This is a genomic window from Gilliamella sp. BG1 (assembly GCF_046635625.1).
Classification (GTDB): Bacteria; Pseudomonadota; Gammaproteobacteria; order Enterobacterales; family Orbaceae; genus Gilliamella; species Gilliamella bombi.
This window is the reverse complement of record NZ_JBIDFG010000002.1, coordinates 43,978-55,581: the sequence shown is the minus strand read 5'-3', so window position 1 is coordinate 55,581 and position 11,604 is coordinate 43,978. Positions and strand designations below refer to the sequence as shown.

At 35.1% G+C, this 11,604-nt stretch carries 11 protein-coding genes and 1 pseudogene; 6 read left to right on the top strand and 6 right to left on the bottom strand.

Annotated features, from left to right (window positions below):
* Positions 1-90 precede the first annotated feature (90 nt).
* The 5 genes from pbpC (at position 91) to ACGH80_RS01050 (ending at position 5,271) form a co-directional block, all read left to right on the top strand.
* Entirely contained in the window at positions 91-2,388 is a 2,298-nt protein-coding gene (gene pbpC, locus ACGH80_RS01070; protein WP_411578576.1) for a penicillin-binding protein 1C, read from the top strand.
* Between the two features lie 19 nt (positions 2,389-2,407).
* Positions 2,408-2,830, top strand: a complete 423-nt coding sequence (gene ndk / locus ACGH80_RS01065; RefSeq protein ID WP_411630415.1) for a nucleoside-diphosphate kinase — start codon at positions 2,408-2,410, stop codon at positions 2,828-2,830.
* Between the two features lie 189 nt (positions 2,831-3,019).
* Positions 3,020-3,853 carry an ABC transporter substrate-binding protein gene (locus ACGH80_RS01060; protein ID WP_370738293.1) on the top strand — a complete coding sequence of 278 codons (834 nt, stop codon included), beginning with the start codon at positions 3,020-3,022 and terminating at the stop codon, positions 3,851-3,853.
* A gap of 2 nt (positions 3,854-3,855) precedes the next feature.
* Positions 3,856-4,581 carry an amino acid ABC transporter permease gene (locus ACGH80_RS01055; RefSeq protein ID WP_034911070.1) on the top strand — a complete coding sequence of 242 codons (726 nt, stop codon included), beginning with the start codon at positions 3,856-3,858 and terminating at the stop codon, positions 4,579-4,581.
* Between the two features lie 6 nt (positions 4,582-4,587).
* The gene (locus ACGH80_RS01050) at positions 4,588-5,271 is read left to right on the top strand and encodes an amino acid ABC transporter permease (RefSeq protein WP_065589688.1); all 684 of its coding nucleotides are present in this window, start codon (positions 4,588-4,590) and stop codon (positions 5,269-5,271) included.
* A gap of 278 nt (positions 5,272-5,549) precedes the next feature.
* Here the strand turns inward: ACGH80_RS01050 and ACGH80_RS01045 are convergent.
* The 6 genes and pseudogenes from ACGH80_RS01045 to ACGH80_RS01020 all read right to left on the bottom strand — a co-directional run.
* Positions 5,550-5,676 (bottom strand): annotated as a pseudogene (locus ACGH80_RS01045) (IS481 family transposase); the annotation flags it as partial.
* 198 nt (positions 5,677-5,874) lie between these two features.
* Positions 5,875-6,171, bottom strand: a complete 297-nt coding sequence (gene fis / locus ACGH80_RS01040) for a DNA-binding transcriptional regulator Fis (protein WP_034883623.1) — start codon at positions 6,169-6,171, stop codon at positions 5,875-5,877.
* Positions 6,172-6,178: 7 nt separating this feature from the next.
* The gene (gene dusB / locus ACGH80_RS01035; RefSeq protein WP_065589687.1) at positions 6,179-7,186 is read right to left on the bottom strand and encodes a tRNA dihydrouridine synthase DusB; all 1,008 of its coding nucleotides are present in this window, start codon (positions 7,184-7,186) and stop codon (positions 6,179-6,181) included.
* Positions 7,187-7,214: 28 nt separating this feature from the next.
* Positions 7,215-8,090: a 50S ribosomal protein L11 methyltransferase gene (gene prmA, locus ACGH80_RS01030; RefSeq protein WP_065589686.1), complete on the bottom strand. Its 876-nt coding sequence runs from the start codon at positions 8,088-8,090 to the stop codon at positions 7,215-7,217.
* The gene (panF, locus tag ACGH80_RS01025; protein ID WP_411630414.1) at positions 8,065-9,516 is read right to left on the bottom strand and encodes a sodium/pantothenate symporter; all 1,452 of its coding nucleotides are present in this window, start codon (positions 9,514-9,516) and stop codon (positions 8,065-8,067) included. Before panF ends, prmA begins: the two co-directional genes overlap by 26 nt.
* Before the next feature lie 6 nt (positions 9,517-9,522).
* Positions 9,523-9,759, bottom strand: coding sequence for a YhdT family protein (locus tag ACGH80_RS01020; RefSeq protein WP_034911058.1), 237 nt, complete (start codon positions 9,757-9,759; stop codon positions 9,523-9,525).
* A gap of 172 nt (positions 9,760-9,931) precedes the next feature.
* Here ACGH80_RS01020 and ilvC point away from each other — a divergent pair, with 172 nt between their 5' ends.
* Entirely contained in the window at positions 9,932-11,410 is a 1,479-nt protein-coding gene (ilvC, locus tag ACGH80_RS01015; protein WP_411630413.1) for a ketol-acid reductoisomerase, read from the top strand.
* The last annotated feature ends 194 nt before the right edge of the window (positions 11,411-11,604 follow it).

The window sequence follows — 11,604 nt, the reverse complement described above, 5'->3', positions numbered from 1 at the left end:
TTGATTATCCGCTAACAATTGTTAGCGGCATCTATTTATACTGAAACATATTATACCGAAACATAGTGTTACCTGAAACTTTTTGACAAAATGAAAAAGCACCTACTTAAAATTCTGGCTTTCTTATTTTTTTCTATCCTTTTGTTATTAGGTAGTTTTTTTGTTGCCGATCACTTTTATCCTTTATCAATAACAAAAAATAAAACGACACAAACAATTCTTGCGCAAGATGGTACGCCTCTGTGGCGATTTGCTGATGAAAATGGTGTTTGGCGGTATCCTATCAAGTTAGATGAAGTTCCCAATGATTACCTAGATGTGTTATTAAATTATGAAGACCGCTATTTTTATGATCATTTTGGTATTAATCCTGCCTCTTTATTGAGAGCAGCTTGGCAAAATATCACCAATAAAAGAATTATTTCAGGTGGTAGTACTATTTCGATGCAGGTTGCAAGGTTACTTTATCCACACGATCGCTCCATGGCAGGAAAGTTACAACAAATATTTCGAACACTACAACTTGAATTACATTTTACAAAAGATGAAATTTTAACTTTATATATTAATCGAGCCCCATTTGGCGGGACAATCGAAGGCTTAGGGGCTGCTAGTTGGTCATATTTTGGTAAAGAGCCCAAAGCGTTAACACGTAGTGAGGCGGTTTTATTGGCCGTATTGCCACAAGCACCCAGTCGTTTGCGTCCTGATAGGTACCCCGAACGAGCCAAACAAGCACGCGACAAAGTTCTAGCAAGATTGGCCCAATATCAGGTATGGTCATCTGATATTATAGAGCAAGTTAGAAAAGAAGAAGTATGGGTTTACCCACGTAAAAAGCCACAATTAGCTCCTTTATTAGCTCGAAGGTTAAGTCAACAATATCCTGATGTTGATATTATTCGATCAAATATCGATCTCTCTCTTCAATACAGCCTTGAAGATATTGCTGCTAATCGTAAAAATCAGTTACCTCCCAAAAACTCACTAGCTATTTTAGTTGTCGATCATACGGATATGTCCGTAAAAGGCTATGTTGGGTCGGTTGATTTTAACGATAAAGAGCGATTCGGTCAGGTTGATATGATAAGTTCGCTTCGATCTCCTGGATCGACATTAAAGCCTTTTATGTATGCTTTAGCGATTGATGACGGCATGATTCATTCTGAATCGTTATTGCAAGATACACCTAGAATCAGTTCTGATTATCGACCTACGAATTTTGATGAAGATTTTTATGGACCAATCAGTGCCTCAGATGCATTAAAGAATTCATTAAACTTACCTGCTGTTGAGTTAATTGAGCTTTATGGACCAAAACGATTTGCTGGCAAGCTGTTTAGTATTGGCTTATCGCTTCAATCTAAAGGTAATGATCCTAATATATCGTATATTTTGGGTGGTGCGTCGTTAAGAATGGATAATTTAGTTAGCGCATATAGTGCCTTTGCTCGTCATGGGCAAGTAAGTCCTTTACGATTTACGCAAGCAGATCCCTTACTAAGCAAGCCATTTATTAGCGATGGAAGTGCATGGATCACAAGACAGATGCTAGTTAATAATTATCAGCTTGCCTATAAAACAGGCACTAGCTATGGATATCGTGATGCATGGGCGATTGGGATCAATCCTCGCTATTTGATTGGCATTTGGGTCGGTCGTCCTGATGGAACGCCCGTTGTTGGTCAATATGGCAGTATTACAGCGGTGCCGATACTACAGCAAGTTAACACGTTATTATTAAATAAAGAGCGACGAATAAATCGCCCACTTCCCTTAGTAACTAAACCGACAACAGTAACCTTAGAAAAAATTTGTTGGCCATCAGGACAAAAGTTACCTGCAACTGATGAAAACTGCCACCGTCAAAAAAATGCATGGGTATTAAATAATATGATACCTCCAACACTTGATACTCTAACGGCACTTAATAATAATATTTATCGTTCAGGGTGGGTGACTATTTGGGTAAATGATGCCGGCAAACGTGTGTCAGCAGACTGTAGCAATGCACATAAAAAACAGGTTGCACTTTGGCCAATAGCTTTAGAAAATTGGCTACTACCCAAAGAACGTCGACAATCGCTAATTCCTGAAGTTGATAATCATTGCCCAGTGTTTGGTAAAGATATCTTTTTGCCACTCAATATTATTGGGCTGCAAGATAAGCAATTGGTAAAACGATTACCTGGGCAGCAAGATGTCACTATCGATCTAACTCCACAAGGTGGTGTTGGTGACAAATGGTGGTTTTTAGATGGTCAACTTATTGAGAAAACGTATGGCGATCAAAAGGTAGCTTTGACAGTTACTCATAAAGGTTTACATCATCTATTTTTATTAGATCAAAGTGGACAAATTTCACGAATGACATTTACCCTTGATTAAACCAATAAGGAGCAAACCTATGGCTATTGAAAGAACCTTATCTATCATCAAACCTAATGCCGTTAAAAAACAATTGATTGGTGAAATTGAAACCCGTATTAGCCAAGCAAAACTTAACATTATTGCCTTAAAAATGCTTAGATTAACAAAAGAACAGGCAGAAGGATTTTATGCTGAGCACCAAGGTAAATCATTTTTTGATAAGTTGGTTAAATTTATGATATCTGGGCCGATAGTTGTTCAGATTCTCGAAGGCGATAATGCTATTAAGCGTTATCGAGAATTGATGGGACCAACTGATTTATCTAAAGCAGCCACAGGCACTTTACGAGCTGATTTTGCTGACAGTATGACTGAAAATGCCGTACATGGCTCAGATTCTCTAACCTCGGCTGAAAAAGAAATTGCTTATTTTTTTGTTGATAGCGAGATAGTAGGGTAAATCAATATTATTAAATAAATCAAAATAGTGATATAAGCTGTTTTAGCTTGTATTAGTTTTTTAATGTCATTAATCGAAAACTACTACATATAACTTTAAGTTATAACCATGTGAGTATTTGTTATTTATTTATTCAATTCTTTGTTGCTAGACTTTAACGGTACATAACATAACCTTGATTGAGGGAGAATCAGAATGAAATTGTTGACTAAATCACTAGCTGTTGTTGCATTAGTAAGTAGTTTGTTAGGTGCAAATTCTGCTTATGCAGATCGCCTTGATGATATTGAGAAACGAGGAGAAATAAAAATAGCGGTATTTGATAGTAATCCGCCATTTGGTTATATTGACGAAAAGACAAATAAAATTGTTGGTCTTGACGTTGATTATGCCAACGAGATAGCAAAAGCATTAAAGGTTAATGTTGAGCTAGTTCCGACTAATCCGGCCAATCGAATTCCGTTATTAACATCCCAAAAAGCCGATTTAATTGTAGCTAATTTTACCGTTACTGATGAAAGAGCAAAAACCGTTGATTTTAGCCTTCCTTATTTTGCGACTGGTCAGAAATTTGTAGCAAAAAAAGGAGTATTGAAATCAGCAGATAATTTGAAAAATCTTCGTATTGGTGCCGATAAAGGTACAGTTATGGAAATTACATTGCGAGAAAAATACCCAACAGCTAAAGTAATTTCTTATGATGATACACCATTTGCGTTTGCAGCATTACGTAATGGTGTTGTGCAGGCAATTACTCAAGATGATGCAAAATTAATCGGCCTATTAGCGAATTTACCAGAAGAACAACGAGCTGTATTTGAAATTTCACCATTTAGTATTACTCAAGAATATCAAGCTGTTGGTATACCAAAAGGGGAAGATCGTTTGAAAGAAAAAGTGAATCAAATTTTGTTAACACTAGAAAAAGATGGTGAAGCATTAACGATTTATAATCGTTGGTTTGGACCTGAAACTGCATCAGCGATGCCTCGTGGTGATTTTAAAATTGGTAAAGGTCAGTAGTTATGTATGAGCAATTACTTGAGCCTCGTTATTTGTGGTGGTTATGGGATGGTTTTTTAGTTACGTTAGCTATCTCATTGCTAACCATTATATTTTCAACATCACTAGGTTTTTTGCTGGTTATTGCTCAACAAAGTCGAATTAAATTCATTCAAGTTATAGTAATGGGGTATAACGCAATTTTTCGTTATTCTCCATTATTGCCTCAACTCTTTTTTTGGTATTTTGGTGTGGGTAATTTATTACCAATAGAATTTAAATTATGGTTATTTGACGAACCGCAAATCCAGTTGCTGTTTTTTTCACTGAAAATGCCATCATTTGAATTTATAATCGGTTTAGTTGGTTTAACTTGTTATTCCAGTGCTTTTATTGCCGAAGAGTTTAGAGCGGGTATAGCTGGTGTAAGTCGAGGGCAAGAACAGGCTTCATTGGCATTAGGTTTAACTTGGTGGCAAAGTATGCGATTTATTATTTTGCCACAAAGTTTTCGTATTGCATTTCCACCTTTAATTGGTCAGTACATGAATATTATAAAAAATTCGTCGTTAACAATGGCCATTGGTGTGTTAGAACTTTCTTATGTATCGCGTCAAGTTGAAACCGAATCATTAAAAACCTTTCAAGATTTTGCTATTGCAACTTTATTATATATTTTGGCGATAGTGATTGTTGGAACTTTGGGTAATATTTATCAAGCAAAACGATTGCAAATAGGTAAGGTGTAATCATTTATGGAGCTTAAAGGTTTAGAGGTTATTTACCACAATTTCAGTTATATGATGTGGGGAAATTTTCCTGGAGGAATTTTTTTAACGCTGTTAATGAGTTTTGCCGCAATTATATTTTCAAGTTTTTTGGGTATTCTTGCTGGAGTCGGGTTGACTGTTTTAAAAGGAGTTATGCGTTATTTTTTAGTTGGTATACTTGGTTTTTTAAGAGCTATTCCTGTCATTATGCTTATTTTCTGGACTTACTTTCTTCTACCTGTGTTACTTAGTGTAGATGTGCCAGCAATTGCAACGGTAATATTTGCATTATCCTTGATAGGAGCTGCATACATTGGACATTCAGTTCATGCAGGTATGATTGCTGTGGCTAAAGAACAATGGCAAGCGGCGTTTTCATTAGGCTTAACTAAAAAGCAAGTTATTATATTTATCATATTACCACAAGCCCTTAAAATGATGTTGCCGTCTTTTGTAAATCAATGGGTATCACTGATTAAAGATACTTCACTGGCTTATATTGTTGGAGTAGCGGAATTTACTTTTATTGCAACCCAAATTAATAATCGTAGTATGATTTATCCAACAGAAATCTTTCTATTTGTTATAGTTGTTTATTTTATCATCTGCGCCTCGCTTGATTTTGCGGTTACGTTTTTCTCAAAACGCCAATTATTTTGCTTTAAATAAAACAATATTCTCATAGAGTATATGGGGGATTTCACTATTTACTTGAATAACGTTCTCTTAATTTATTCATGTAAAATTCGATTGAATCTTTAGCTTTGGGATGTGTTTCAATATAGCTATTAAATATTATTTGTATAAGTCAAAAAAATGTGGAAGATATATTATTGAATTTTCATGATCACTAATCTTAAAAGATGCATTTTTAAATGTACTAGCTTAAATTAAATCTGAGCTACTACAACTGATTTCTTGAAGAGCAAGTCCCTTCTCATTGCTCATTTTTTAAAGCGATAATAATTATCTCGATTATATCCTATGACTTTACAGGCTTATTGTGCGTACTAAGTTGCTGGTTAATTCTAAAAGCCATAATTTAGGTTTAATGATTTTTCTGTTTGATTCAATTATGACACTCCTAGTTACGTTATAAAATAACGCAAATGTCAGATTAAAACTATTCTTATGAGGTATAGAAACCCAGTTTATTTATATATTTTATGAAAGAGGATAATTCAATGAATTTTCTCATTGTGTTCTAAAATAGAAAAAAAGCACCTTATATTAAGGTACTTTTTATATTATAAAATGTTAAATAATAGAAGATTAACTCATTCCATATTGTTTTAATTTTTTGCGAAGTGTACCGCGGTTGATACCAAGCATATTTGCTGCTCGAGTTTGATTGCCGCGTGTATATTGCATAACCATATCAAGGAATGGATGTTCAACTTCAGCTAACACTAATTCATAAAGATCTGTCGGATCTTCACCATTTAATTGTGATAAATAGTTTTTTAAAGCTTGCTTCACTGAATCACGCAATGGCTTTTGTGTTATTTGGTCTTGAGAATTTACAGTTGTAAATTTAAGTGCTGCAGCTGTAACGCGTTGTTCTGACATAGTATTCTTAACTCTTTGGGTTGTTTCTAATTTTACTAAAAAATGCTTTTAGAGTGTTTACTTGCTCACTTGTATTGCTAAGTACACTAAATAAGCGCCTGAATTGATCGCTGTCAGCATAATTCTTGGTGTACCAATTTACATGCTTTCTGGCAATCCTTAATCCTTTGTATTCTCCATAGAATTGATAAAGATCATCAAGATGTGATAGTACAACTTGTTCTACTTCATCAATACTTTTGTTTTTCTGTAACTGTCCATGTGTTAAATAGAATGCAATTTCTTCAAATATCCAAGGTCGCCCTTGTGCCGCTCGCCCGATCATTATAGCATCAGCCTGCGTATATTGAAAAACATCTTTTGCCTGTTCAGGTGTACAAATATCTCCATTAGCAATTACAGGAATTGTAACATTTTCTTTAACTGCTCTAATAGAGTCATATTCAGCGACACCGTTGAATAAGCAAGCACGTGTTCTTCCGTGAATAGTAATTGCCTTTATACCACAATCCTGTGCAATTTGTGCGATTTCTATGCAATTTCTATTTTCTTTATTCCATCCAGTCCGCGTTTTTAATGTTACCGGAACATCAACTGCACCGACAACTTTCTGCAAAATTTTTTTAATAAGTTCCGGATACTGCATTAAAGCAGATCCAGCCAATTTTCTATTGACCTTTTTAGCCGGACATCCCATATTAATGTCAATCAACTGAGCACCGTGTTTGACATTAAATTCAGCAGCTTTAGCCATTTCGTCGGGATCAGAACCGACAATTTGTACTGCACGAATACCAACATCATCACTCGCTATCATTCGCATAGCTGATTTATCGGTATGCCAAACATCAGAATTTGCTAAAAACATTTCTGAAACAGTCATACCAGCACCAAATCGATGACATAGATTACGAAATGGTTTATCACTTATTCCAGCCATTGGTGCAGCAATTAAATTATTCTTTAATTTTAGTTCACCAATGCTAAGTAAATTAAAGTCGGCTATATTACGCATTTTTTTTCAAACTTAAAAGGGGGTAGCGTTAATTTTTTTTATTTTTTTTACCAGTGATACAACACCACTCGTCAAGTTCAACCACTGGATCTAATTTAAAATTGGGTTGGTAAGCCATGCAAACACTTGATGATTGGGTAGTTAAAATACCAGATAAACCTAGTTTACCTTCAGGTTTTACTAATTTACTTATATGTGGTTCAAGCTCTTTTAATGGTCCAGCTAAAATATTGGCAACAACTATATCTGCTTGCAAATTGTCTGGAATCTCTTTTGATAAATAAAGCTCTAGTCTTTCACTGACATCATTACGCTGTGCATTGTCACGGCTAGCTTGAATGGCTTGAGGATCGATATCAATACCTATTACTTGTTTTGCTCCTAATTTTAACGCAGCAATCGCCAAAATACCAGAACCACAACCATAATCGATAACTAATTTATCTTTAAGGTCTAAACTATCAAGCCAAGTTAAGCATAATGCCGTGGTTGGGTGAGTACCTGTGCCAAATGCTAATCCAGGGTCTAACATAACATTAACAGCATTAGTGTCGGGCACGTCACGCCAACTAGGACAAATCCAAAGTCGCTCACCAAATTTCATAGGATGAAAGTTGTCCATCCATTCACGTTCCCAGTCTTTATCTTCTAATTGTTCAATTTTATAAGAATATTGTTCAAGATTTAATATTGCTCTTAATTCATCGATATCTGTTTGAGCATCATAAAGCCCAATCACATCGGTATTACCCCAAAGTTTAGTTTCGCCGGGTAATGGTTCAAAGACAGGCGTGTCAAAGGTATCTTGAAAAGTGACTGATACAGCACCAGACTCCTCTAATTGTTCGCTAATTTGTTCAGCAAGATCGTTGGTTGTATTAATTTTGAGTTGAATCCAAGGCATAATTCTTCCTTTTATTGTCAAACATATTGGCTATAATAAAAATAATAAATCCAATAGTTAAAGAGGGGACTATTGGGTGTAGTGATAATAATTTAATATTATAACTTGCCAATAATGTATAACTTATAGCTCCTGTAAGCATTGAACAAAGAGCACCAGTAGCATTAGCTTTTTTCCAATATAATCCAAGTACTAACGGCCATAAAAAGACAGCTTCAAGTCCACCAAAAGCGAGTAAATTTAGCCAAATAATCATATCAGGCGGGGTCCATGCTGCCCAAATAAGTAACCCACCAAAAATAAAAGTGATAGTGACCGAAATCCGAGTAAGAAACTTATCACTGAAATTAATATTAGTTTTGATGCTTAAAAACAGATCTTTGATGATAACAGATGATACTTGTAATAATTGAGCATTAATGGTGGACATAATAGCGGCAAGTGGAGCAGCTAAAAAGATTCCAGCAGCAAAAGGTGGTAATACATTTATAATTAATGTCGGTACTATTTGATCAGGAATGGTTAAATCGCTAATAATAGCACGCCCTAAAGCACCAGATAAATGCATAGTTAGCATAATAACAGTAACGACAATGGTGCCAAGAATAATTCCTTGATGTACTGCTTTGCTATCTTTATAGGCCATACAACGAACAGCAGTATGAGGTAAGCCAACCACACCAAAACAAACTAATATCCAAAATGAAGCCATGAACGGAAAGTCCATAAAGTCATTAGGTCCTTGTGGTGTTAAAAGAGCAGGGTCAATTTTTATTAGCTGATCAATTATTGCAGTGATTCCACCACCTGCATAGATAATAGCACCAAGTAATAATATAGCACCTATGATCATCACTAACCCTTGAAAAGCATCATTTAATATACTGGCTCGAAAACCGCCAAATGCGGTATAAATAACCGTACCAATACCAAATATTAATAAGCCCGTATGATAAGGTATACCTACTGATGATTGTAGTAAGCGAGCCCCACCAACAAACTGTACTGTCATTGCGCCGATAAAGGCAACGACAAGGGTAATACTTGCTAGCCAAACAATAGTTTTACTTTTATAGTGAGCATAAAGCATATCACTTAACGTTATAGCATCATATTTACGAGCTAAAATGGCAAATTTTTTGCCTAGAATACCAAGCGAGAGTAATACAGTTGGAACTTGGATCATCGATAATAGCACCCAACCAAGGCCAAATTTATAAGCAGCACCAGGACCACCAATAAACGAGCTGGCACTAATATAAGTTGCGGCTAGTGTCATGGCGAGTAAAAATCCTCCCATGGTGCGATTGCCAATAAAATAATCAGTAAATTGATTTATTTTTTTGCGTTTTACATAAGCATAAATTGATAATGCAAATACAAAAACAAGATAGATGATAAGTGGTACAATAATATCTAAATGCATGTTAGATCACTTAGTTTGTTCTAATGAGAAATTTTTAAATTGAAATTTTACAACTACCCAGCAAAGCAATATAAAACCGATAGGCACCATAATGCAAGATAGTTCAAACCACAATGGAAGACCTAAAAATCCTATTTTGTCGTTAATACAGTATGCACAAACGATCCATCCAAGAAGATAAATAAAAGTTAGTAATAAAGAAAGTTTAGCCTCTTTATTTGCTTGTTTATATCGAGCATCCATATTGATTTATTCAAAATTAAGGGTGGTTTAGAGTAAAAGAAAGCATTGAACTTAGCAAGTATATTGCGATTTATGCAATATTATATTTTAAATATATCAATTTTAGCAATATTAAAAGTATTATATAGTGTTTTATTGTTGATTATGAATACCTAAACTCTTGGAGAGAAAAATGTCAAACTATTTTAATACACTGAATTTGCGTGAAAAATTAGAACAATTAGGTCAATGTCGTTTTATGGCTCGTGATGAATTTGCATCAGAAGCTAATTTTTTGAAAGGTAAAAAAATTGTAATTGTTGGTTGTGGAGCACAAGGTCTTAACCAAGGTCTAAATATGCGAGATTCAGGTTTAGATATATCTTATGCATTACGTAAAGAAGCTATTGCTGAAAAACGCGCATCATGGAAGAAAGCAACTGAAAATGGTTTTAAAGTAGGAAGTTATGAAGAATTAATTCCAGCAGCAGATCTTGTTATCAATTTGACTCCTGACAAACAACATTCTGCCGTTGTTCAAGCTATTCAACCGTTGATGAAAAAAGGCTCTGCGCTTGGCTATTCTCACGGATTTAATATTGTTGAAGTAGGAGAAAAGATTCGCTCTGATATTACAGTAGTGATGGTAGCCCCTAAATGCCCTGGTACTGAAGTTCGTGAAGAATATAAACGAGGTTTTGGTGTGCCGACACTAATTGCAGTTCATCCAGAAAACGATCCAAAAGGTGAAGGGCTAGCAATTGCTAAAGCATGGGCAGCGGCAACTGGCGGACATCGTGCAGGTGTTTTACAGTCGTCATTTGTTGCCGAAGTTAAGTCAGATTTAATGGGTGAACAAACAATCCTTTGTGGAATGTTACAAACAGGATCATTACTTTGTTTTGATAAGCTAGTGGCAGATGGTGTTGATCCTGCTTATGCATGTAAATTACTCCAATTTGGTTGGGAAACGATCACTGAGGCGCTAAAACAAGGTGGAATTACTTTAATGATGGATCGTTTATCAAATCCAGCTAAATTGAGAGCAAATGCTTTAGCAAAAGAATTAAAAGTGATCATGACGGATCTTTATCGTAAACATATGGACGACATTATATCAGGTGAGTTTTCGTCAACTATGATGAAAGACTGGGCAAATGATGATGCGAACCTTCTTAAATGGCGTAGAGAAACAGGTGAAACCGCCTTTGAAAAAGCTGCTGACTATCAAGGTAAAATTGATGAACAAGCTTATTTTGATCAAGGCGTTGTTATGGTTGCAATGGTTAAAGCCGGTGTTGAACTTGCCTTCGAAACTATGCTTGAATCTGGTATTTTAGCTGAATCAGCTTATTATGAATCATTACATGAGTTACCACTTATTGCTAATACTATTGCGCGTAAACGTTTGTATGAAATGAATGTTGTTATTTCTGACACAGCTGAGTATGGCAACTATCTATTTGCTAATGCCGCTGTACCACTATTAAAAGAAAAATTTATGCCAATGTTACAAGCTGGCGATCTAGGTAAAGCGATCCCTGAAGGTAGTGTTGATAATGCACAATTACGCGATGTGAATGAAGAAATCCGTAATCATCCAATTGAAACAATCGGTCGTAAATTACGTAGTTATATGACTGATATGAAACGCATCAATGTTGCAAGCTAAATAGCTATTTATAATTATAAAAAAGGTGCTGAAAAGTACCTTTTTTTGTATCTAAAAATTGAATTTATTGTAAAAAACTTTCAGGTAAGTATATGTTTCAGTATAAAATGATTAGATCTAAAAGGATCTAACTGGATCTAATTTAGATCCAAGTTATATTTTTTTGATCCTTTCACTTTATAATTAAATTTTTA

Excerpts from the sequence above, each read along its gene's own strand:
- dusB (WP_065589687.1), bottom strand. The coding sequence starts at position 7,186 with ATGCGTAATATAGCCGACTTTAATTTACTTAGCATTGGTGAACTAAAA.
- fis (WP_034883623.1), bottom strand. The coding sequence starts at position 6,171 with ATGTCAGAACAACGCGTTACAGCTGCAGCACTTAAATTTACAACTGTA.
- ACGH80_RS01050 (WP_065589688.1), top strand. The coding sequence starts at position 4,588 with ATGGAGCTTAAAGGTTTAGAGGTTATTTACCACAATTTCAGTTATATG.
- prmA (WP_065589686.1), bottom strand. The coding sequence starts at position 8,090 with ATGCCTTGGATTCAACTCAAAATTAATACAACCAACGATCTTGCTGAA.
- ACGH80_RS01055 (WP_034911070.1), top strand. The coding sequence starts at position 3,856 with ATGTATGAGCAATTACTTGAGCCTCGTTATTTGTGGTGGTTATGGGAT.
- ACGH80_RS01020 (WP_034911058.1), bottom strand. The coding sequence starts at position 9,759 with ATGGATGCTCGATATAAACAAGCAAATAAAGAGGCTAAACTTTCTTTA.
- pbpC (WP_411578576.1), top strand. The coding sequence starts at position 91 with ATGAAAAAGCACCTACTTAAAATTCTGGCTTTCTTATTTTTTTCTATC.
- panF (WP_411630414.1), bottom strand. The coding sequence starts at position 9,516 with ATGCATTTAGATATTATTGTACCACTTATCATCTATCTTGTTTTTGTA.
- ndk (WP_411630415.1), top strand. The coding sequence starts at position 2,408 with ATGGCTATTGAAAGAACCTTATCTATCATCAAACCTAATGCCGTTAAA.
- ilvC (WP_411630413.1), top strand. The coding sequence starts at position 9,932 with ATGTCAAACTATTTTAATACACTGAATTTGCGTGAAAAATTAGAACAA.